The sequence below is a fragment of the Rhodococcus sp. C26F genome (assembly GCF_053345925.1).
This window is the reverse complement of record NZ_JBKFBA010000005.1, coordinates 1-22720: the sequence shown is the minus strand read 5'-3', so window position 1 is coordinate 22720 and position 22720 is coordinate 1. Positions and strand designations below refer to the sequence as shown.

General features: G+C 68.3%; 18 protein-coding genes. 11 read left to right on the top strand and 7 right to left on the bottom strand.

All coding sequences use genetic code 11. The annotated features are described in order from the left end of the window. Positions 1-21: 21 nt before the first annotated feature. On the top strand, positions 22-1263 hold the full coding sequence (gene mshC / locus ACLBYD_RS08465) for a cysteine--1-D-myo-inosityl 2-amino-2-deoxy-alpha-D-glucopyranoside ligase (protein ID WP_447816081.1): 1242 nt from the start codon (positions 22-24) through the stop codon (positions 1261-1263). A 52-nt stretch (positions 1264-1315) separates the two neighbouring features. Here mshC and ACLBYD_RS08460 read toward each other — a convergent pair whose 3' ends face one another. Next, positions 1316-4531 carry a DEAD/DEAH box helicase gene (locus ACLBYD_RS08460; protein ID WP_447816080.1) on the bottom strand — a complete coding sequence of 1072 codons (3216 nt, stop codon included), beginning with the start codon at positions 4529-4531 and terminating at the stop codon, positions 1316-1318. A 177-nt stretch (positions 4532-4708) separates the two neighbouring features. Between ACLBYD_RS08460 and ACLBYD_RS08455 the strand changes: the two genes are divergently transcribed. The 4 genes from ACLBYD_RS08455 to ACLBYD_RS08440 all read left to right on the top strand — a co-directional run bounded on the left by ACLBYD_RS08455 (position 4709) and on the right by ACLBYD_RS08440 (position 9183). After that, positions 4709-6079: a hypothetical protein gene (locus tag ACLBYD_RS08455; RefSeq protein WP_447816079.1), complete on the top strand. Its 1371-nt coding sequence runs from the start codon at positions 4709-4711 to the stop codon at positions 6077-6079. Between the two features lie 87 nt (positions 6080-6166). Continuing rightward, entirely contained in the window at positions 6167-7390 is a 1224-nt protein-coding gene (locus ACLBYD_RS08450) for an AAA family ATPase (protein WP_447816078.1), read from the top strand. Further along, complete coding sequence (locus tag ACLBYD_RS08445; RefSeq protein ID WP_447816077.1) at positions 7387-8625, top strand: vWA domain-containing protein; 1239 nt, start codon at positions 7387-7389, stop codon at positions 8623-8625. The genes ACLBYD_RS08450 and ACLBYD_RS08445 overlap by 4 nt, the downstream gene beginning before the upstream one ends. A gap of 318 nt (positions 8626-8943) precedes the next feature. Then, positions 8944-9183, top strand: coding sequence for a hypothetical protein (locus ACLBYD_RS08440; RefSeq protein WP_447816075.1), 240 nt, complete (start codon positions 8944-8946; stop codon positions 9181-9183). A 51-nt stretch (positions 9184-9234) separates the two neighbouring features. On the opposite strand, the gene ACLBYD_RS08435 is transcribed toward ACLBYD_RS08440, so the two are convergent. After that, positions 9235-9630: a VOC family protein gene (locus ACLBYD_RS08435; protein WP_447816074.1), complete on the bottom strand. Its 396-nt coding sequence runs from the start codon at positions 9628-9630 to the stop codon at positions 9235-9237. A gap of 154 nt (positions 9631-9784) precedes the next feature. Between ACLBYD_RS08435 and ACLBYD_RS08430 the strand changes: the two genes are divergently transcribed. Then, positions 9785-11374, top strand: a complete 1590-nt coding sequence (locus tag ACLBYD_RS08430) for an alkaline phosphatase D family protein (RefSeq protein ID WP_447816073.1) — start codon at positions 9785-9787, stop codon at positions 11372-11374. Positions 11375-11396: 22 nt separating this feature from the next. Further along, entirely contained in the window at positions 11397-11534 is a 138-nt protein-coding gene (locus ACLBYD_RS08425) for a hypothetical protein (protein WP_016691420.1), read from the top strand. A 16-nt stretch (positions 11535-11550) separates the two neighbouring features. On the opposite strand, the gene ACLBYD_RS08420 is transcribed toward ACLBYD_RS08425, so the two are convergent. Continuing rightward, complete coding sequence (locus tag ACLBYD_RS08420; protein WP_447816072.1) at positions 11551-13179, bottom strand: Mur ligase family protein; 1629 nt, start codon at positions 13177-13179, stop codon at positions 11551-11553. 17 nt (positions 13180-13196) lie between these two features. Here ACLBYD_RS08420 and ACLBYD_RS08415 point away from each other — a divergent pair, with 17 nt between their 5' ends. Continuing rightward, on the top strand, positions 13197-14705 hold the full coding sequence (locus ACLBYD_RS08415; RefSeq protein WP_447816071.1) for a protein adenylyltransferase SelO: 1509 nt from the start codon (positions 13197-13199) through the stop codon (positions 14703-14705). 386 nt (positions 14706-15091) lie between these two features. On the opposite strand, the gene ACLBYD_RS08410 is transcribed toward ACLBYD_RS08415, so the two are convergent. Both ACLBYD_RS08410 and ACLBYD_RS08405 read right to left on the bottom strand, forming a co-directional pair. Beyond that, on the bottom strand, positions 15092-15385 hold the full coding sequence (locus tag ACLBYD_RS08410) for a type II toxin-antitoxin system Phd/YefM family antitoxin (RefSeq protein WP_238588722.1): 294 nt from the start codon (positions 15383-15385) through the stop codon (positions 15092-15094). 138 nt (positions 15386-15523) lie between these two features. Further along, entirely contained in the window at positions 15524-16156 is a 633-nt protein-coding gene (locus tag ACLBYD_RS08405) for a pyridoxamine 5'-phosphate oxidase family protein (protein WP_277371639.1), read from the bottom strand. 146 nt (positions 16157-16302) lie between these two features. On the opposite strand from ACLBYD_RS08405, the gene ACLBYD_RS08400 reads away from it, so the two are divergent. The 3 genes from ACLBYD_RS08400 to ACLBYD_RS08390 are packed head-to-tail and all read left to right on the top strand — an operon-like array spanning position 16303 to position 18757. Then, entirely contained in the window at positions 16303-17703 is a 1401-nt protein-coding gene (locus tag ACLBYD_RS08400) for an FAD-dependent oxidoreductase (protein ID WP_447816070.1), read from the top strand. Positions 17704-17758: 55 nt separating this feature from the next. Further along, positions 17759-18352 carry a dihydrofolate reductase family protein gene (locus ACLBYD_RS08395; RefSeq protein WP_447816069.1) on the top strand — a complete coding sequence of 198 codons (594 nt, stop codon included), beginning with the start codon at positions 17759-17761 and terminating at the stop codon, positions 18350-18352. Between the two features lie 9 nt (positions 18353-18361). Beyond that, the gene (locus ACLBYD_RS08390) at positions 18362-18757 is read left to right on the top strand and encodes a tautomerase family protein (RefSeq protein WP_447816068.1); all 396 of its coding nucleotides are present in this window, start codon (positions 18362-18364) and stop codon (positions 18755-18757) included. Between the two features lie 9 nt (positions 18758-18766). Here ACLBYD_RS08390 and ACLBYD_RS08385 read toward each other — a convergent pair whose 3' ends face one another. Both ACLBYD_RS08385 and ACLBYD_RS08380 read right to left on the bottom strand, forming a co-directional pair. Further along, on the bottom strand, positions 18767-19915 hold the full coding sequence (locus ACLBYD_RS08385) for a beta-mannosidase (protein WP_447816067.1): 1149 nt from the start codon (positions 19913-19915) through the stop codon (positions 18767-18769). A gap of 76 nt (positions 19916-19991) precedes the next feature. Beyond that, positions 19992-22720, bottom strand: a 2729-nt coding sequence (locus ACLBYD_RS08380) for an SbcC/MukB-like Walker B domain-containing protein (RefSeq protein WP_447816066.1), incomplete at its 5' end; no start/stop codon positions are given.

The following is a 22720-nucleotide window of genomic DNA, read 5'->3' as shown; positions in this document are numbered from 1 at the left end:
GACTCCATTAGGCTCGTAGTCATGCAATCTTGGTCCGACGTCGCGATCCCGTCCGTCCCCGGTCAGGGGCCTCCGCTGCGGTTGTTCGACACCGCGGACCGAGCGGTGCGTCCGGTCACCCCGGGCGACACCGCGACGATGTACGTGTGCGGGATCACCCCCTACGACGCCACGCACCTCGGCCACGCCGCCACCTACCTGACCTTCGATCTGGTCAACCGCATCTGGCGCGACGCCGGCCACGACGTCCACTACGTGCAGAACGTCACCGACGTCGACGACCCGCTGTTCGAACGCGCCGAGCGCGACGGTGAGGACTGGGTTGTCCTCGGTATGCGCGAGACGGCCCTGTTCCGCGAGGACATGGAGGCGCTGCGCGTGCTGCCGCCGCGCGACTACATCGGTGCCGTCGAATCGGTGAACGAGGTCGTCGAACTCGTCGAGAAGCTCGTCGCCTCCGGTGCCGCCTACATCGTCGACGACGCCGAGTACCCGGATGTCTACTTCCGGACCGACGCCACCGAGCAGTTCGGCTACGAGTCCGGCTACGACCACGACACGATGATGCGGTTCTTCGCCGAGCGCGGCGGCGACCCGGAGCGCCCCGGCAAGCGCGACCCGCTCGATGCCCTGCTGTGGCGCGCGCAGCGTCCGGGCGAACCGGCCTGGCCGTCGCCCTTCGGTGACGGACGTCCCGGCTGGCACATCGAGTGCGCGGCCATCGCCCTCAACCGCATCGGCTCCGGCTTCGACGTGCAGGGCGGCGGCAGCGACCTGATCTTCCCGCACCACGAGTACTCCGCCGCGCACGCTGAAGCCGTCACCGGCGACCGGCGTTTCGCCCGGCACTACGTGCACACCGGCATGATCGGCCTCGACGGCGAGAAGATGTCGAAGTCGCGCGGCAATCTGGTGTTCGTCTCCAAGTTGCGAGGTGAGGGTGTCGACCCCGCCGCCATCCGGCTCGGGCTGTTGTCGGGTCACTACCGCGTCGACCGTCCGTGGACGTCCGAGGTCCTCGCCGCCGCCGAGGCGCGACTGGCGTTGTGGAAGCAGGCGGCGGCGCTGCCGTCGGCCGCCTCCGCCGAGGACACGGTCGCGCGCCTGCGCCAGCACCTCGCCGACGACCTCGACACCCCGAAGGCCCTCGACGCCCTCGACGGGTGGGCGACCTTCGCCGTCGAGCGCGGCGGCGACGACGCTGCCGCACCGGGCCTGTTCGCCGACGCCGTCGACGCGCTGCTCGGTGTGAACCTGCGCTGACGCGTCGGTGCGTGGTGTGGGTAGCAGGCATTACCAGGACCACGCACCGTAGCTACGCCAGCAGGGCGCGGATGTCGTCGGCGGTCAATGCCGACGAGAACATCTCTCCGTCGTCGACGACCGACGAGAACAGCTCCGCCTTGCGTAATTGCAGCGCCCGCACCTTCGCTTCGATGGTGTCGCGGGCGATCAGCCGGTACACCATGACGTTGCGGGTCTGCCCGATGCGGTGGGTACGGTCGACGGCCTGTGCCTCCGTCGCGGGATTCCACCATGGGTCGAGCAGGAAACAGTAGTCCGCTTCCACCAGATTCAGGCCGAATCCGCCGGCCTTGAGGCTGATGAGAAACACCGGTGCCGCTCCGGACTTGAATTCCTCGAGTACTTTTCCGCGTTTGCGGGTCTCGCCGTCCAGATACAGGTAGTCGATTTCGGCGGCGTCGAGCCGTGCCCGGACGCGGTCGAGGAACCCGGTGAACTGGCTGAACACCAATGCTCGGTGCCCGCCGGCGATCACGTCGTCGAGCTGTTCGAGCAGCGCATCGATCTTTGCGGAGCCGACCTTGTTATGCGCGTCGTCGACGAGGGCCGGATCGAGGCTCATCTGCCGCAGCAGGGTCAGCGACCGCAGGATCGTGAAGCGGTTGTTGTCGAGGTCGTCGACGAGCCCGAGAATTTTCTGCCTCTCGCGCTGCAACTGCCGGTCGTAGAGGGCACGGTGTTTCGGTGCGAGTTCCACCTCGAGTACCTGCTCCTGTTTCTCCGGCAGGTCGGTGGCGACCTGTTCCTTCGTGCGACGCAACATCAGCGGTTTGATGCGCTGCCGCAGCTGCACCAGCAGTTCGGGGTGGCTGCCGCTTTCGATGGGTTTGCGGTAGTAGTCCTGGAACTTCGTCGGATGGGGGAACAGGCCGGGTGCGGTGATCGACAGCAGCGACCACAACTCCATCAGATTGTTTTCCATCGGAGTTCCGGTGATCGCGACCTTCAGTGGTGCCTCGATCTGCCGCACGCACTGATATGCCTTCGCCCGGTGGTTCTTGACGAACTGTGCCTCGTCGAGCAGCAGCATCGACCAAGCCCGTTCGAGATACTCTTCGATATCCAGGCGCAGCAGCGTGTACGACGTGACGACGACGTCGATCCCGTCGAGCAGATCACCCAGCGACACACCGCGTTTGGCGGATGTCTCGGTGATCGCCACGACGTTCAGGTCCGGTGCGAATCGCCGGGCCTCGGTGGCCCAGTTCGGAACCACCGATGTCGGCGCGACGATGAGTACCGGAGCATCCGCGGGTCGCTTCGCGCGAGCGTGGCAGATCAGTGCAAGCGACTGCAGGGTCTTGCCGAGGCCCATGTCGTCGGCGAGGATTCCGCCGAGTCCGTGCGTCCACAGGAACGTCAACCACCGGAATCCGTCGAGCTGGTACGGCCGCAGCGTCGCCTGTACTGCCTTCGGCACCCGGGTCTTCGCTGTCGCCTTCATGTCGAGAAGGCCTTGTACCTGTTTCTTCCAGGCTGCGGCCTGCTTGTCGACGACACCGAGCGCCGCCAGTTCCTCCCAGATGCCGGCTTGGAATCGGCTCAGCTGCAATCGATCCGGATCGTTGTTTTCGTGCAGTGCGCGGGCTTCGTCGACGAGTCGGCGCAGTTGTTGCAGTGCGGGTTTGTCCAACGGCAGGTAGGCCCCGTCGGGCAGCATCAAAGTTGCCGCGCCCTCGCTGAGGGCTGTGAACACCTCCCGGAAAGGGATGGTCGCGCCGTCGAGTTCGATGGTGATGTTCAGGTCGAACCAGTCGGAGTCGGCGGTAGCCTCGGTGGACAGTCCGATGCGCAGGCTGTCGCCGACGTCGCGGTAATCGGCAGGAGTGCCGTCGACGCGCACCTGCACGTCGTCCCGGTCGGTCAGCAGTGGCAGCAGTTCGGACACCAGACGTGCGGTGTCGAGGTCGGTGATGGTGACACGAGGGAACAACCGCCGATCGACGGAGTTGTCCAAGCCGAACGGAGCGACCACCGGCCGGATCTCGGTGAGCAGTGTGTCCTCGGCGTCGCGGTCGCGGACGGTGTCGCCGAGACGTTCGTACAACTCGGCGGTGTACTCGCCGTCGCCGACGGTGTAGACGAACTGCCAGTGCAGATCGGTGCGATGCCGAGCGCGGAACGCGACGTGCAGTAGCAGCGTGGGCCCGCTGACGGTCGGTGCCGTGAACGAGCCGTCGGTGGAGGTGACGGTCACTGCTCGTTGCAGTCGCGGGTAGTAGGTGGTCGCGAAACGCGGTACCTGATCTGCCGGCACGGTGAATGCACCGCCGCTCTGCAGCAGTTGCTGCATGCCTGCCGTGAGGGGGTTGCGGAGCTGCGCGAGACGGAAGGGCAGATCTGCCGGCGCGCCGCCGAGGTCCCCGGACGGCAGGTAGATCACGCCGTGGGCGGGGGCGCCGATGAACGCGACCGCGCGCCCGGGCGAATTGTCGCTGATGTGCAGGGCTGGGGTCACCGTCAGACCGTCACCGGAATCGGCGACGTCGACGTGCACCTCTGCGGTGCCCGGCGGCGGCACCGCGCCATGCTTCTTCTTCGCGTAGCGCACTTCGATACCGAGGCGGTGGGCATCGCCCAGCAGCGACCACAGGCGCGGCGACACCGCGGACAGGTCGACGGTGCTCGAGGCGGAACTGTAGTAACTGCGTGTCGATGCCTGTACCAGCGCTGCGAATTCGAGCAGCAACTGCTGATGCTGCTTGTTCACGTCGTAGGTGTAGGCCAGGTTCTGCCACGAGATGTTGCCGGACACCCATCCCGTGCGGCCGGGCCGCAGCACCCGCGCGGTGAGCATCGGCGCCGGAGCGTGCGTTCGCTGTGTCAACGCCAGTTGCAGGGCGAGGGGCACGCCGTTACCGGTCTCGTGGTCCTCGAACATCGCTTCGAACGGTGCCTCCCACGAGGGCGTCTTCGGGGTCGTATCCTCCTGCGGGGCAAGCAATGTGAGCAGAAGCGCCACGGTGTGCTTGCAGTCGTAGCCGACCGGGCACGAGCATTCGCCGTACTCGTATTCGAGTCCCCGTGGCCCGGGGTGCAGCTGAACGACGGCCTGATACAGCCGCGTACCGGCAATCCTTCCAAAACCGACGAGATCGTCCTCGTCGAATCCGCAATCGACGACCGCGCCCCGCTCGGCGTAACGTCTGCCGCGGTCGAAGGTGGGCCCGCCGACCGCGGCGATCAAGGACCGGATGAGGTGGTCGAAGGCGGGATTCCCGGACATGGGTGAGCAGTCTATGTCCTGCACCTCGTGCGCGAATACGACCGCCAGCGCAACCGGAAGCACGCCCGAGGCGGTAACCGGCCGCGCCTACTGGCCGCAAGTGCCACGACACGCTACGATTGCGCCGATGACAACCTTCTCTGATCAAAGATTGGGGGCCCAGTTCGCACACGGTGAGTGCTGATGCACCCTCCGACCGCGAACGGGACCGATCCCCGACTGTCCTTCTGGCTGCGCGTGCGCGAGTTCGCCGTGCCGCCGTCCATGATCGAGGCCGCGACCGACCGGCGTCGTGCAGGTGACTGGCGTGGCGCTTGTGCCGCAGCGGGATTCGACCTCGACCTCGACCTACGCGTACTGCGCAACACGCACGGCGTCGAGGTTGCGTCGCAGGTCCTCGACGATCTACGACCCCTGGCCCCCGACCTGCTGCGCTGGCACCTACCGCGCGTAGCTCCCGACGGACTACTGCGCCCGGGGCTGACCATCTCGCTGGCCCGGTACGGGCCGCACGAGCACAGAAAACGCTGCGGTGCGAACAGTTCCATGCATCTGATCGTTCGGACCGCTCCGGCCTGGGCGGATGCGGGGCAGCGGATCGCGCTGACGTTGTGGGACGGCTCGGATTTGACGAACCATCCCCATCCACGCCCCAACAGACGGTTCCGCCTCGACCTCCACCGGCACCTGTGGGATGTCCGCAGGTCCGCTGACCTGCGACTACGCGGTGGCACAGGGCAGGTGCCGGCCACCACCGCGTTCGCCCCCGGCCTGGCCGCGATGATCCCGGAGAACTGCGCCGTCGACCGCTGGGCTGCAGAATCCGGCATCCTGCTCCGCGCGGACGGGCACCGTGACGGTCCCGTGCGGGTGCGATGCGGGGGTCGACTCGACGTGGTGGTGGAACCGGTCGGCGGTACGGATCCCGTGGCATTGCGTGTTGTGGACGACTACCCGCGCGGCCGGCTCGCTGCGCTGCCGGTGCTGCCCGAGGCCGCGACCTGGGTGCCGCCCGACCTGACGTTGCTCCGGTCGGGAGCAATCACCGCCGACCGTCTGCACCCGCTGGTCGCCGCAGCGCTGGATCCGGGTCGGCCACCGCCGCAAGCGCCCCGGATACCGAAGCGGGGGAATCGGACTCACCTGATCGATTGCCGTGGTGAACGGCACCGGCTCGGGCTGGTCGAGGGCGTACTGACCGCGCTCGACCATGATCCCGCCGAGATCCGGCGCGAAGAACTGCTCGCCCGACTGGGCGGCACCCCGTTGCCGTGTCTTCACGCCATCGACCAGGCGCATCGCCGTCCGGACTGCCTGCCGGGCGTTCGTGAACGCCTGGATCACGGAGATGCCGCCGGGGCGCTGGCAATCGTCGAAGGGCTGCTCGGTCCCGACGCGGTCCTCCGTGACGGACCTCTGCTGGACGAACTCCGGACCTCCGCGGACCGCCGCAACATCTACGACCGGTACGTCTCCGAGCCGGTGGAACCACCGCCCGCATCGCGACCCCGCAGACTCGGACGGTCGCGCCGCACCCGCTCCCGCTGAACATCCTCCCTTCCCGAAACACACTGTTCTGCAGTGCGCCCTACCGTTCGCGTCCTGCTGTTCCTTCCGACATCACAGGTGGTACACATGTCTTCCACACTCCTTCCTGCCCGGTCCCCGAACAACGAACTCGACAGTGCTGCAACGTTGTCGGCGATGCTCGACGCGGTCACCACCGAGCCTCGCCCCAACGACCAACTCGAAGCCCTCGCCGTGGCGGTCGCCGCGGATCTACCGGTACTGCTGTGGGGTGAACCGGGAATCGGCAAGACCGCCGCCCTGACCCAGCTCGCCGAGACCGTCGACCTGCCGCTGACCACTGTCATCGCGAGTGTGCACGAGCCGTCGGACTTCTCGGGTCTGCCCGTTCTCGGCGACGAGCCCGCCACTCACGGAGTCGCCATGGCACCCCCGGACTGGGCGGTCCGGCTCGTGCAGGCCGGGCGGGGACTGTTGTTCCTGGACGAATTGTCGACGGCACCACCCGCCGTGCAGGCGGCCCTGCTCCGCCTCGTCCTCGAAAGACGAATCGGGGCACTGCAACTCCCGCCCGGTATCCGCATCGTCGCCGCCGCCAACCCACCGTCCTCGGCAGCGGACGGCTGGGAGCTGAGTCCACCGTTGGCGAACCGATTCGTGCACCTGAACTGGACCTACGACCACGACGTGGTCGTCCGAGGTCTCGGCGGAACCTGGCCACGCGCGACGCTGCCGCGCCTCGATCCGGAGAAGTTCTCCGACGCCGTGACGTTCGCCCGCCGCGCGGTCTGTGAACTCCTCGCCGCCCGGCCCGCCCTCGTACATCAACTCCCCAGCAGCCAGACCCGTCGTGGCAGTGCCTGGCCGTCGCCGCGGAGCTGGGACATGACCGTGCGGCTGATCGCGTTCGCCACCGCCACCTCGTCGTCGAAGGACGTGCTGTCCCTCCTGGTTCGGGGGAGTGTCGGTGACGGACCCGGTTTCGAGCTACTGGCCGCCATCGAGCGTATGGACCTTCCGGATCCGGAGGCGCTGCTCGCCGATCCGGCGGCTGCCGATCTTCCCGAGCGCGGCGATCTGCGCCAGGCCGTGCTCGACGCGGTGGTCGCCGCGGTCCGCCGACGGCCGGACAAATCCCGCTGGGACGCGGCGTGGGCACTGCTGGCCACTGCGGTGGAATCCGGGCCGCCCGATCTCGTGGTCGTGCCGGCGACCACACTGGCCACCTTGCGCCGCGACTACTGGGAGGTGCCGGCATCGATCGACGAGCTTGCCGGTGTCGTCTCGGTCGCGCGATCAGCGGACGACGCTGCCGCGCAGGTCGGTCGATGACGACGTCACCGGCATTCGACGCGAACAGGATCTACGCCGCACGGTTGTATGCCGTTCGCGCCCGGCCGTATCTCGCGACCGCCTTGCACGCGCTGCACATCGTTGCATCGCCTCGCGTACCGACGATCGGTGTGGACCGGCACTGGCGCTGCTACATCTCACCCGTCTTCGTCGCTCAGCGGCCGATCGAGGAGCTGGCGTCGGTCCTTGTTCACGAGGTCTCGCATCTGCTGCGCGACCACCACGGCCGCAGCGACCGCTACGCCCGCGCACACAACTTGGACGGTCGCGCCGATCGTCTTCGCATGAACATCGCCGCCGACGCGGAGATCAACGACGATGTGTTCGGTGACGGATTGCCACTACCCGACGACGCCGTTCTGCCGTCGACCCTGCAGTTGCCTGCCGGTCAGCTCATGGAGGAATATCTGCAGCAGTTCGGCCTCGGTCCGTGCACCGACAGGCTGGCCTGGCTCGACTGCGGCAGCGGTGCCGACGGACTGAGCCGAGCGTGGGAGTGGGGGCCGGAAGGGGCGAACGCGCTCAGTGACGAGCAACGGGACGCTGTGCGCTTCCGGGTGGCGCACAGCATCATCGGGCAGCCGGGCAGTGCGCCCCGCGGGTGGCAGCGGTGGGCGGAGGAGGCTCTGCACCCGCCGCAGCCGTGGCGAACTCTGTTGGGGGCGGCGATCCGCTCGGCCACCTCCGCGTCCGGCGCCGGTGACGACTACACCTACCGTCGGCCGGCGCGGCGCTCTGCTGCCGTGCCCGGAGCGGTGCTGCCGAGCCTGCGGCGAACCCCGCCGCGGGTCGGTGTCATCGTCGACACCTCCGGGTCGGTGAGCGACGCGGATCTGGGCAGTGCTCTGCTCGAGGTCGCCGCTATCGCGCGGGCCGTGGGAGGGCGTCGTGACCTGGTCACGGTGCTGTCCTGTGACGCGGCCGCGCGGATCGTGCACCCGCTGTGTCAGGCCGAGAACATTCCGCTGGTCGGAGGCGGTGGCACGGATCTGCGCGCCGGATTCGCCCGGATGCTGCGTCTTCGGCCCCGGCCGGATGTAGTGGTGGTGCTCACCGACGGGGAAACCCCCTGGCCCAGCAGCCGTCCGGGGTGCCGGACGATCGTCGGCCTGTTCCCCCGCATTGCGACCCGCAGCGAATCGAACCCCGACTTCGTTCCGGACAGGCCGCCGGAATGGGCGCGTGTGGTGGAGATCGGCACACCTGCGATCTGAAGGGCACCGGAACGAAGCCATGAGGGAGGAGACGTTGGGTGCTCGCCGGTGCTCTCGGGTGGGAGGCCATCGAGGCCGCGTGGTTGTCGGAGGGTTGGGCCCGCGGAATTTACCCAGGCGCAGCGCGCTGCGTTGAAGCGGTGTCAGCGATCAGATCGATTCTACGAGCGGATTCAGCGGATCCTCCGGTACCGATGCGAGCCACTGCTCGGCCCAGGTCGCTCCCATCGCGTGGGCCGGATCAGTCATTCCGACTACTCTGGCGTTGTCCTGCCGGTTCTGGAAGCGAACACTCTGGCTTCCGAGGAGGTAACGAAGGTGTACGAAGTCGAGGTCACCCACCGGGTCCTGGCGAACCGGCGACTCGCATGCGAGATCTACCCCGAGGTGTTCGTGGTCGACAATGGGGCAGTCGTTTCCACCTACGCCGGCCCTGCCAACGGTTACTGCCCGTGCGAGCCGGTGGAGCCGGAGGTCGACGAAGTGTTCGAGATGAGCGAGCGGCAACTGAAGGACGCCATTCGGTGGGCGACGTCGATCTACCGTCCGTGGAGATGATGTTGCACGGCACGTGTTTGCGCTGACTCTCCACCAGGCGTGCAGGGTGGATCAGCTCGGCGGCGCGAAGAATTCGAGCGCGATGTTGTCGGGATCGCGGAAGGACAGCCCGGAACCGTACGAGGCGTTCTTGATGTCCCCGTGTGGGATACCCAGCCTGTCGAGCCGGTCGCGCCACTTGTCGAGCTCGTCGGCGGTGCAACCGAACGCAATGTGGTCGAGCCCGGTGTTCCGTTCGTCGAAGGACGTCTGCGCCGGCGAACCGGGGTGGGTGTGCAGGCCGAACAGGGTGCCGCCGTCGAGTGCGAAGACCGCGTGGTGGAAGGTGCCCGATTCGTCGTCCTCGTCGAGGACGGGTGTGGCGTCGAAGAGGTTCGAGTACCAGGCCGTGCTTGCAGCCAGATCCGAGACGGTGACGGCGACGTGGGTGAGTGCGGGAAAAACCATGACAGTCTCCTCCGTTCGAGGCCCCTCCTCATCGTAGACCTCGATGCGGTGCTGCCGACCCCTGTCGGCGTATCCCCAAATGTTTCCGAGTGTTCTTCCTACGTTCGGTAACGTATTCCGTGCGAAGGAGATTCGGCCACTACCTTCCGTGGCCATGCCTTTGTCACGTAGATCGTTCCTTTCGGCCGGACTCGGAATCAGCATCGTCACCGCAGCCACCTCCGTCGGTGTCACCGGCTACGGGCGCGCCAGTGCACCGGGAGTGAAGGGCGACCCCTTCCTCCTGGGTGTCGCCTCGGGCGACCCGGCGCCGGACGGATTCGTGATCTGGACCCGCCTCGCGCTCGACCCGCTCGCCGAGGACGGATTCGGCGGCATGCCGAACCGTCCCGTCACCGTGCAGTGGGAGGTCGCGGAGGACGAGAAGATGACCCGCGTCGTCGCACGCGGTGAGGAACGAGCCGTCCCCGACAGCGCCCACTCCGTGCACGTCGAACTGTTCGGGCTGCGTCCGGGCCGGGAGTACTTCTACCGGTTCCGTACCGGCGACCACATGAGTGCGGTGGGGCGGGCGCTGACGACACCGTCGGCCACCGAGACCGCGGCGGCTCTGACGATGGCGTTCGCGAGCTGCGCGCAGTACGAACACGGCTGGTTCACCGCCTACCGGCGCATGGCGGAGGACAACCCTGATCTCGTTCTGCACCTGGGGGATTACCAGTACGAATACACCAGCGGCGGTTACACCAGCGACACCGGTCTCGTCCGCTCGCTCGACGGGCCCGAGACCGTCACCCTGGCGAATTACCGGCAACGTCACGCCCAGTACAAGGCCGACACCGATCTGCAGGCCGCGCACGCGATCGCGCCGTGGCTGGTGGTGTGGGACGACCACGAGGTCGACAACAACTGGGCCGGAACGATTCCGGAGAACACCGACGCCGCTCAGAGCAACGAGACCACCGAGAACTTCCTCGCCCGCCGCGCCGCCGCCTTCCAGGCCTACTACGAGAACATGCCGCTGCGACCCTCGTCGACACCGCGGGGGCACGACATGAAGATCTTCCGGCGGATCCGATGGGGGAATCTCGCCAACTTCCACATGCTCGACACCCGTCAGTATCGCGACGACCAGGCCGCCGGCGACGGGTGGAAGAAGAACGTCGCCGAACGTCACGACGAGGCACGAACACTCACCGGGACCGAACAGGAACAGTGGCTGCTCGACGGTTTCCGCACCTCCACCGCACAGTGGGACTTCCTCGGCCAGCAGGTGTTCTTCGCCGAACAGGACAAGGACCCGAGTCCCGACACCGACGAGGTGAGCATGGACGGCTGGGACGGGTATGCCGCGTCGCGACGGCGGATCACGCAGGGCTGGGTGGATTCGCCGGTACGCAACGCCGTCGTGCTCACCGGAGACGTTCATCGGCACTGGGCCAACGACATCAAGGTCGACTTTGCAGATCCCGACGCCCCGGTGGTGGGTTCGGAACTGGTGTGCACGTCGATCACGTCGAACGGCAACGGCACCGGCGCGACGCAGGTCGACCACATGCCGGCGAACCCGCACCTGAAGTTCCACAACGACCGGCGCGGCTACGTGCGTACCACGATCACCCCGGAGGCCGTGCACGCCGACTTCCGGGTGCTCGACTCGGTCACCGAACCGGACGCGCCGGTGTCGACGGCGGCGTCGTTCGCCATCGTGTCCGGACAGCCGGGTCTGCAGCCGCGTTCGTAACATTCTGGACGGTCGGTACTCGGTGACCGTTGCCGGTGGCCGCACCAGCACGATCATCAATCCCGGTGCGGGTGTGAGCCTGCTCGTCTCCGTCCCGAACACCGGCGCCATGGGTGCTCCGAGCTGGGGCACCAGCGGCTACATGTGGCTGCAGCCGTAGCCACCGGGCGGATGACTCAGGGGCGGGGGACGCGCGAGACGGGCCTGTGTTGTGCGCGGTGCAGTGCGCGCCGCAGTTCGTCCCGGTCGTCGAACACCTGCACCGTGTCCCCGGATACCAGGCGTGGCTCGCATCCGCGTCCGGCCACGACGACGACGTCTCCGGGACCGGTGTGGGCGACTGCGATGTCGAACGCGCGACGTCGGTCGGCTTCGACGACGACGCGGGCACTGCACGCCGCGAAGGCACCTTCGGCGACCGCATCCCTGAGCACACGCGGGTCCTCCGAGAGGGGACTGTCGTCGGTCACGACCACCACGTCGGCGTAGGTCGCGGCGGTGTGCCCGAGCGGAAATCGCTTGCCGGGATCGCGTTCTCCGGTCGCGCTGATCACGAGGACCAGTCGCCGCTCGGGGGCGAGCGACCGGAGGAAGGGCAACAGTTCGCGTTGCCCGGACGTGTTGTGCATGTAGTCCACGAGCGCGAGAACGCCTTCGCCGGTGTCGACACGTTCGAGCCGGCCGGGCACACCCGCTAGGGTTTCCAGACCCGCCGCGGCCTGCAGGACGTCGCCGTCGACGGCGGCCACCGAGGTGAGCGCCGTCAGCGCATTGGCCACCTGGTGGGGCCCGAGCAGCGACAGTCTCACCGGCACACTCCCGGCCGGCGTGTGCACCGTGAAGGTGGTGCCGTGGAGATCGCACCGGATCGCGTCCGCGTACACGTCGGCGCGGGCATCGCGGGTCGAATGCGTCCACAGCGGCACATCGACGGAGGCAGCCAGACGCCGGCCGTACTCGTCGTCGACGTTCACCACTGCCGTCTGCGTGCGGTCGGCGGTGAACAGTGCCGCCTTGGCGGCGAAATACTGCTCCATCGTGTGGTGGAAGTCGAGGTGGTCGGGCCCGAGATTGGTGAAGGCGACGGTACGGAACCGCACACCGTCGACGCGGCCCTGACTGATGCCGTGCGAGGACACCTCGAGCGTCACCGCCTGCACGCCCTGGTCACGGAACTCGGCAAGGGTGCGGTGCACGACCGCGGCCTCGGGGGTGGTGCGGGTCGCGGGTCGTGTGCCGGCCGGACCGCGCACGACGACCCCGCCGATCATGCCGGTCACCACGCCGGTGGCCGCGAGTGCGGTGTCGAGGAGATAGGTCGCGCTCGTCTTGCCGTTGGTGCCGGTGATGCCGTGGACCTGCAGGTCGTGGGAGGGATGCCCGAGTATCCACGAGGCCAACGGGCCGACCACCTCGCGCGGACGATCGACGACGAAGGCGGGCAGCAGGTGCGACGGCCGGTCGCTGAGCACCGCGACCGCGCCGTGGGTGGCGGCTTCGGCTTCGAACTCCAGGCCGTGAGCGTGGTGTCCGGGTAGCGCTACGTACAGATCGCCCGGCCGCACCGTGCGGGAATCGTCGCTGATGCCGGTGATCACGCGGTCGTGTCCGCCCTGCGGTCCGGATCGCAGGACATCGTGGAGGTGCTCGGCGACGTCGCGGACCTGGATCCGCCGGATGGGACGGCGAGGATCGTCCGGGTCGGTGTGCACGGGGGCGGATACCCGGTCCGGGGCGGAATGATGCGCCGCCGGTGACCGGGCTCCACCGGCGTGCTCCTCGCCCGCGACATGCGTCGGTCTCACACGGTTACCCTCGAAGGATGACTGCGATTCCGGATTTCCCCGTCGGCACGAACACCACGATATCCGGTCTCGGCAGTTCCTTCGCCGACGAATTGAGCGGATTGTCGGTGCCGTGGCAGGGCGCCGAGGCTCCCGACCCGGAACTGCTCGCGCTCAACGAGGACCTCGCGGTGTCGCTGGGACTGAACGTGGCGTCGCTGCGCAGCGCCGACGGGGTTGCCGTCCTGGCCGGCGCGGAGGTGCCGGCGGGTGCCAAGCCCGTCGCGATGGCCTATGCCGGACATCAGTTCGGCGGATACGCTCCGCTGCTCGGCGACGGTCGGGCGTTGTTGCTCGGTGAACTCGTCGACGCGGACGGTGGCCGCGTCGATCTGCATCTCAAGGGTTCGGGGCCCACTCCCTTCTCCCGGGGTGGGGACGGCTTCGCGGTCGTCGGGCCGATGCTGCGCGAGTATCTGGTGAGCGAGGCCATGCACGCGCTCGGCATTCCGACCACCCGTTCGTTGTCGGTGGTGGCGACCGGTCGGCCGGTCCACCGCGAGGGCGCCGAGCCCGGCGCGGTGCTGGCCCGTGTCGCGACCAGCCACCTGCGGGTGGGGACCTTCGAGTTCGCGGCGCGGCAGGGCGAGGTCGTGTGCGCGCTCGCCGACCACGCGATCGCCAGGCACTATCCGGATCTGCTCGACCTGCCGGAGACCGGTGAGAACAACCGCTACCTGGGCCTGTTCACCGCCGTGGTCGAGGCACAGGCGTCGCTGGTGGCGCAGTGGATGCTCGTCGGTTTCGTCCACGGGGTGATGAACACCGACAACACCACCATCTCGGGGCAGACCATCGACTACGGTCCGTGCGCCTTCGTCGACGCCTTCGATCCGGCGGCGGTCTTCAGTTCCATCGACCACAGCGGGCGCTATGCGTTCGGCAACCAGCCCGCCGTCCTGAAATGGAATCTGGCGCGCTTCGCCGAAACCCTGCTCAGACTCGTCGACTCGACTCCGGATGCGGCGATCGCCGCGGTCACCGCCGTTCTGGACAGCTTCGACACCCGCTACGAGCGCCACTACCGGTCCGGTCTGGCCGCCAAACTCGGTCTCCCGGAAGACTCTCTCGATCAGGAACTGGTCGACGATCTGCTGACGCTGCTGGAAGAGCACCGCGCCGACTGGACGGCGACCTTCCGTGCCCTCGCCGACGAACTGCGCGGCAATCCGGCACCCCTCGACGGACTCGTGCCGCGTGAGCGCTCGGCGCCGTGGCTCGAACGCTGGCACGCCGCGGCCGAGCGGGACGACCGGGCAGCGGGGGAGAGGGCGGAGGCGATGGACCGCGTCAACCCGCTGTACATCCCGCGCAATCATCAGGTCGACGCCGCGCTCAAGGCAGCGACCGGCGGCGACCTCGAACCGTTCGCGAAGCTGCTCGAGGTCGTCACACATCCCTTCGAGGCGCGTGCCGAGTGGGACGAATATGTCTCGCCCGCACCGCGTTCGTTCGCCGAGTCCTTCCGGACCTTCTGCGGCACCTGACCCCCCGATACTGACGAATCGAGACCGGTGTTGTTCGCGAATTCCCAACGGATTTCGCGAACAACACCGGTCTCGGTCAATTCTGGACCAGTCGGGTGTGGGTCGGACCGCGGTCGTCCCGATACTGGTCGCGGATGTGGCGTTCGTAGAGTGTGCCGTTCGGTCGCGCGGCAGGTTACGCACGAACTCGACTCCGGTCGGGCACTTGTAGGTGGCGAGTTCGCGTCGGCGGTGTATGAGCAACTCGGCCACGATCGCGTCGGAGGCGGCCTCGGGATCGACGAGCTGGACGACCGCTTTCACCGCCTCGCGGCCAGACTTCCGGCATCTGCACCGCCCGGCCGCAGTGCTCGGCGACGGTGTGCAGATGTACGGGATGGAGACGGTCAACGGGCGCGATGCCGTTTCTTGCGCTTCTTCTTGTTCTTCGCGCGCCGGCGAGCAGACGGCGGCTGCCGTCGGCCCGTCGACGCGGCGGCCTCGAGCGAACGTTGCATCTCCCGGCGCAGGCTGTCCATTAGTTCGGGTGAGCGGAGCAGGAAGGTTGCCTCCTGCAGCGCCGCATAGCGGTCCTGGGAGATCAGGACGCCCGTGCCGCGTTTGCCGACGATCTCGACGGCGACGGTGTCGTCGTTGACCTCACGGACCAGCTCACCGAGCCGCTTGCGTGCGGCTTTCACGGACACGGACGTTGATGGCACTCGCGGCGACTCCGATCTGTTCCCTCGACGCGGGCATCCTTTCATCACCGATGTCGGATTCGGGGACGGACACGACGGAAAGTCCCTTCGATGTCACAACGGACAGCCCGTTCGATGTCACAGAAGTGCGCGCACGGAGCGTGGCAGCGCGGTCGAGGACCCGGTGATCGGTGACGGGATCGGATCGTCGGCGACGGTCCGCAACGGCACCACTCCCGCCCACACGGAGTGGTCTTCACCGTCCCCGGGGTCCTCTCCCGGTCCGGCCGCCCGGACCTTCACGCTCACCTCGGTGAGCGGCACTTCCAGGACCGTGGTGGCGGCCAGTTCCTTCGGTGTCGGCGACCGGACCTCGTCCCACCGACCGGGAATCAGATGCTCCGTCACCACCTTCAATGCGTGTTCCTTCTCGCCCGGCGCGACCGGTGTGGCCACGCCGAACAGCACGGCACTGCGGTAGTTCATGCTGTGGTCGAAGGCCGACCGGGCGAAGACGAGCCCGTCGAGATGCGTCACCGCGACCGACACCTCGATCCCGGACCGCGCAGCGAGGAACATCCCCGCGCCGGTCGAGCCGTGCAGCAGCAACCGGTCCCCGTCGCGGCCCATCGCCATCGGCAGCACCACAGGCGATCCGTCGCGGACGAAACCCACATGCGCGATGCGGGCCTCGTCGAGAAGCCGGTGCAGCACCGCCGGATCGTCGGTGCCGCGTTCGGGTTTGCGGGTCAGGCGCGTGCGGTCGCTCATGGCACCGATCGAAGCAGTGCCGCCGCGGCCGGGCAACCGGATTCCGAATCGAGTAGTGCGCTACTCGCGACCGTCGACGATCGCCACCACAGACTTCGTGTACAGGCACGGAGTGCGACAGTCGATCGGACGACGGAGATGACGAGATGGACAAGATCGGTGACCATGCAATCGTTCTGGGCGCGAGCGTCGGTGGTCTGCTCGCGGCCCGCGCGCTGGCCGAGTCCTACAACGCGGTGACGGTCGTCGAACGCGACGTCCTCCCGTCCGGTGCGGAGAACCGTCACGGGGTACCGCAGGGGCGGCACGGCCACGGGCTTCTCGCCCGCGGCGCCCGCACCATGGACGAGTTGTTCCCCGGGATCCTCGACGAACTGATCGCCGACGGCGCACCGGTGATCGCCGACGGCGACCTGTCGGAGATGCACTTCGTCCTCGGTGGGCACCGGTTGGCATCCTCGGGTCGCTTCCGCGACCGTCGAGCCACCTACGTGCCGAGCCGTCCGCTGCTCGAACACCATGTCCGGCGACGCGTCCGCGCCATCCCGAACATCACCCTCCTCGACGGACACAACGCCGGCGACCTGACGACGACACCCGACCGCCGCCGGGTCACCGGGGTGCAGGTGGGCAGCCGTGAGGGTGTTCGGATCATGACGGCGGATCTGGTGGTCGACGCGATGGGACGGGGCGCCCGCACCCCGGCGGGTCTCGAGAAACTCGGCTACGGACGACCGGTCGAAGAGCACGTCGTCGTCCACGTCGTGTACCGCAGCCAGCTGCTACGACTCGCGCCCGGCACACCGATGGAGAAGATGGTGCTGATCGGTGCCGTACCGGGACGCCCCTCGGGCATGGCGCTGTTCGGCTACGAGAACGACACATGGCTGTTCACGGTCGCTGCGATGGCCGGTCGCGAACCGCCACCGAGCCTGGACGGCATGATCTCCGCCGTGGAGGCGTACGCACCCGACCACGTCGTGGCCGCGCTCCGGACCGCCGAACCCCTCGGCGAGGTGGCACAGCACAAGTTCCCGTCCAGCCAGTGGCGGCACTACGAGCGGATGCGCCGCTTCCCGGACGGACTGCTGGTCTTCGGCGACGCGATCTGCAGCTTCAACCCGATCTACGGTCAGGGCATGACGGTCGCCGCCGTCGAAGCGATGTCGCTGCGGGACTGCCTGCGGCGCGGCGAGGACGACCTGTCCCACAGGTTCTTCCGGGCCGCGAAGAAACCGATCGGTGCTGCGTGGCAGCTCGCGATCGGCTCCGACCTCGCGCTGCCCGAAGTCGAAGGACCCCGCAGCGTGCAGACGCGACTCGGCAACGCGTACGTGGCGCGGGTCCTGGCCGCGGCCGAGAACGATCCCGTGGTCGTCGACCGTTTCCTTCGGGTCAGCAGCCTGATGGATCCGCCCGGACATCTGATGCATCCCGCGCTCGTGGGCCGGGTGTGCGTGGGTAACCTCCGGCGACATCGGAGAAGCGCCGGCATGCCCGCTGGGGTCGTCGATCGTCGGACGACATTTGTGCCCGCACACCGATGAGTTCGCCGTTCGTTCCGGGTCCGCCTTGTCGAGACCCGGACGAAAGGCTGCCACCATGCGCAAGGTCATCCTGTCGGTCATGACGACCCTCGACGGCTTCACTGCGGGACCGAACGGAGAACTCGATTGGATCGATGTCGAGGACGACGACCTCGACGAGCACATGGCCGACGTCCTCGCCGGCATCGACGGCATGTTCTTCGGCCGCGTGGCCTACGAACTGCTCGCCCAGCACTGGCCCGCCGCGGAACACTCGACCAGAGCGGTCGAGGCGCGGCAGGCACGGCTGATGAACACATTGCCGAAGTACGTGCTCTCCCGATCGGCGATGGCGACCGATTGGGGACCAGCGCAGCGGATCGGTGACGACCTGCCCCATGAGGTCGCGCAGCTGAAGGTGGGGACCGGCAACGACCTGGCCCTGTTCGCCGGAGCCGGCGCGATCGCCGCATTCGCGGCGCACGACGTGATCGACGAGTACCGCCTGATGATCTTCCCGGTGCTCCTCGAGAAAGGAATCCCGCTTCCGTCCCTGGGAAGCCGACGACTACGTCTGGCGGAGACCACGGTCTTCGACCGGTCGGGTGTCGTACTGCTCCGCTACCTTCCCGCAGCGGAACCTATTGCACAGGGGTTCTCCGACGGGTAGAAGTGTCGGATGCCCAGCACGCTCATCGAGGTTCGCACCCGCCACGACCGCGAGGTCGAGACCGGCATGATCGACGCCGTCCACGACGCGCTCGTCGCCGCCTTCCGGATTCCGGAGGCCGACAAGCACATCCGGCTCGTGGTTCACGAACCCGAACGCTTCGCGGTGCCGCCGACCCTGACATCGCCCGAGCTCTACACCCTCGTGATCGTCGACTGCTTCGCCGGGCGCAGCGTGGACGCCAAGCGGCGCCTCTACCGCGAGATCACCGAGCGGCTCGGCGCATTCGCGATTCCTGCCGACCACGTGACCGTGATCGTGCGCGACATCCCGACCGAGAACTGGGGGATCCGCGCCGGGCAGGCCGCGTGCGATGTGGATCTCGGATTCACCGTCGATGTGTGAGGACTGCTCTTACGGAGAGAACTGCGCGTTCGGGAGGGTGGAGGGTTCGACGGATCCGAGGTCCTCGACCACATCCCACAACGGGTCGTCGAATCCGATGTCGTAGGTACAGTCGGCTTCCCGCGGGTCGGGCACGAACGCCCACAACAGTGCACCTGCGGTGCCGGCGGCGCGTTGGCCCTCGATCTTCGTGGTGATGTGGTCGGCGCGGTCACCGAGCGACCCGCAGGACCCGGCGAGCTCACCGATCTCCGCCACGAGCAACGGCTTTCCGACGGCTGCGGCCTGCGCGACCCGCCGGGCGAGACCGTTCCACTGATCGCCGGGCAACGGCACGCCGTCGGCGCCGTAGTCGTGGTACTGCACGGCATCGACATAGGGGGAGGCGCTGACGAACTGGTATTCGTCACCCTGGGTGCCGCACTGACCGCCCCCGGTGTAGCCCGCGGTGATCAGGGTGCGGGGGTCGACGGCGCGCAGTTCTGCACCAACCGTGTCGAAGAAGTCGCGCAGCACCTGCGCGGCGCCGGGTTCGCACGACCGGGTCCACCAGTGGCACGCGGCGTCGGTGCACGAACTTGTCTCCGGCTCGCCGACCAGTTCCCACGCTGCGAGGGATGGGGAGTTCCGGTAGCGGGCGACGGCGGTGTGCATCCAGTCCCGGTAGCTCATCACCACTCGTTCGTGTCCCGGGGTGAATTCGGTCCACCCGTCGACGTACCATTGCCGTCCCTTGAATACCTCGTCCTCGCATGCGCCGTCCTGCGGTGCCAGGACCGGCAGCAGCATCTGATCGTGCGCTTCGGCCGCCGCGAAGACCGCGTCCATCGGTCCGAAGTCGAGTTGCCCGGTGAACCGGTTGACGGCCAGCGCCTGGAAGAGGTTGAAGCGGGTGAGCGAATTCGGGGGCAGTGCGCCGAAATAGGCGTCGAGGTCGACCATCGCTCCGCATCCCCAGTTCACCGACCAGTCGGTGGCGAGCTGGTAGGCGTTGAACCCGGTGGGCCACCAGGCCCGACCGTCGAGCGCGAAACCGTCCGGCGACGCGGTCACCCGCGCGCCGGGCGCCGGTGCCGCTGCCGCGGGGCTCGTGCCCAGCAGCAGCCCGACCACGGTTGCGGCGCCGACGATGAGTCTGGATACCCGAAGCCTCGTCATCTTTCGGATCGTAGGACCGCGGCGCAGGTGAGAGCCCCGATCGAGGCGTAACACGCCGTAGTGACCGTCGTCACGATCAGGTGAACTCGAGGGCTCCTTCCACCGGGCGTGTGACCCGTCGGGTGCGCGGGGATCCGAGCGCGCTCGCCAGATCCGACCCGTCGTGCTCGGCGAGCAGTTCGCCACCCGACCACACCAGCAGCGTCGTGGCGACGGTGTGCTCGGCCACCGAATGCGACAGATCGTAGTGCGCACAGCCCGGCACGCCGGCATAGGTGATCCACAGGTCGAAACCGGTCATGAACAGATCGAGGTCGAATTGCACGGACAGGCCGAGCAATTCGCTGCGACCGGTGTCATCCACACCGGCGAAGGCCTCGTCCAGGGCGAGCAGACGCGGCGCATGCGGGTCGGCGGAATCGAGCATCACGTGCGCCGCGGCGAACAACGGCAGGTGCAGGGAGACGGACTGCTCGCCACCGGACAGCGCCGAGTGCCGCGCCGGGGTGAGTCGGTCCTCGCTGCCGTCCGCGCCGACGAGACTGAACGAGAACACTCGCCACCGGCGGTAGTCCAGCGTCGCGGCGAGGATCTCCGGGTACGACCGTTCCGGGTGCGCGGCGCGCTCCGCGCGGATCCGTGACGCGAAATGTGCGCGGATCCCCGCGAGATCCTCCGGCGCCAGTATCGACGCGTCGCGGTCGAGGAGCTTGCACACCGCGCGGGCCGGCTCGTCGAGATGGTCGGCGAGCACCCAGTGCACCCCGATGGTGTTGCCCGAGGACATGTGCCGTTGCCGCATCTCGGTGCCCATCCGGGCGATGAGGTCGCGGGCGTCGACGGTGCGCTCGTGGATCTGCTGCGCGAGACCGGTGAGCAGCGCGTCCTCGAGGATGCGCCGTTCGGAGTCGGTGAGCAGGGTTTCCTGTTCCTGCCGCGCCCGGGCGATGCGCTGCGCGAATGCCGCGACGGACGTGTAGCCCTGTTCGTCCTGCACCTGCACGACGGTGATGCCGTCGGCGGCGTCCCAGTGCAGCCGGTAGTCGCGGCCTCGGGCGAGTTCGGCGTCGAACTCCTGCAGCGCGGAGGTCAGTGCCGAGGCAGTGGACTTGCGGGTGGACTCGGAGGCTGTGATCGACTCGGTGGCGGCGTCGAGTGCCTGGAACAGTGCGAGGACCTCGGTGGGCAGCACGTCGACCGTGTCGTCGGGGAACTGCCGGATCCGGTAGGCCAGTTGATCGGCGTCGAGCCACGCGCCGGCGCTGGACGGCCACACGTGCTCGCTCTCCACACCGAGCAGGGTCAGCAGGTCGCGCCGGGCGAAGGGCACCAGGGCATCGGCGTCGGCGCGGGCCTCGGTGAGCGCCGACCGCAGCGTCTGCTCGGCGCCCGTGTGGGCGGCCTCGGCCTTGCCGATCCGTTCCAGCGCCGACTCGTGGGCCTTGCGCGCGGTCCGCTCGGCGGTCTTCGCCGCCTCGATCCGGCGCCGGGCCTCGTCGAGCTGGGCATCGATCCGGTCGGCGCTCGCCCCGATCGACTCGCGGAGCGTCTCGAGCTTCTGCTGCTCGTTGGCCAGCGTCTCGGCGTTCTCCGCCGCGAGCTCGGCCGCGTTCTCGGCGGAGACCCGCGCCTCGTCGAGCCGAACATCGGTGTCGCGGAGTCGATCATCGCAGGTGACCTGCTCGCGCAGAGCGCGCTGCAGGGCCTGACCCTGTGAGCGGAAGTGCCGCACGGCTGCGTCGAGACTGTCGAGTTCCGTCGCGGTGAGCGGCGCCCGGTGCCGGCCGGCCGTCGACCGCAGGTGCTGTTCCATGGTGGCGACCGCGGCGATCGTCTGGTCCAGGTCGCGGTCGGCGGCGGCCGCGGATTCGGACGCGGTCCGCAGCGCGCCGGCGCATTCGGTGACCTTGCGCAGCGCCGCGAGCACGGATCCGGTGCGCGGCAACGACTTCACGGCCTCGTCGAGTGCGGTGAGCCGGTCGCCGATCTCGCGATCCTGCTCGCGCAGCGACTCCACGTCGGCTCGGCACTCGGCGATGGTGGTCTCGAGTTCGACGATGCGACGCTGCCGACGCCGGGCGCGGGCGGTGGCTCCGATGAACTCGGCCTGCTCCTTGATATGGCGACCGAGCTGCACCCCCTGCCGGAACCCGCCGTGCGTATCCACCGACACCCGCGCGTCCGGACCGGGATCGGTGGCCCACGCGATCGACGACAGCACCGCGGCGACCCGTTCCTCGGGGACGGTCGTATCGGGTTCGGGAACGAGCACATCCGCGAGCGTGGGACCGCTCGGCCGGTGCTCGGGCGCCAGCGGCACCAACAATTGCTCCGACTCGATGTCCGGCAGGTCGCCGTCGGTGATCCACCCGTCGAGCAGATTCGCGGCCTGCAACGCCGCTTCGATACCGGCGGCGTCCTGCGCCGAGACGTCGTCGCGGAACCGGACGAGCTGCCACAGCGGCGCGCCGACGAGATCGTCGCGGCTGCCGGTGCGGGCCGGGAAGGTCGGGGGAGCGTCGTCGCTTTCGGCTGCGACGGCGGTGCGTTCGGCCTCGAGTTCGGCGATCCGGGTGCCGAGCGATTCGATCTCCGAGCCGCACACGCGACGCCGGAACCGCAGGTCGTCGAGCACGGGCCCGGTGTGCTCGGCGAACACCGCCGCCGGGGACGGGGCATCGTCCTGACCGACGGTGCCGAAGGCGGTGTCGAGCGCCTCGAAGACCGGGGTGGACAGGCCCACGGCCGCGAAGGTCTCGGCGCGATCGGACCACCACCGGCCCAGCTCGGCGGCGACCTCGCTGC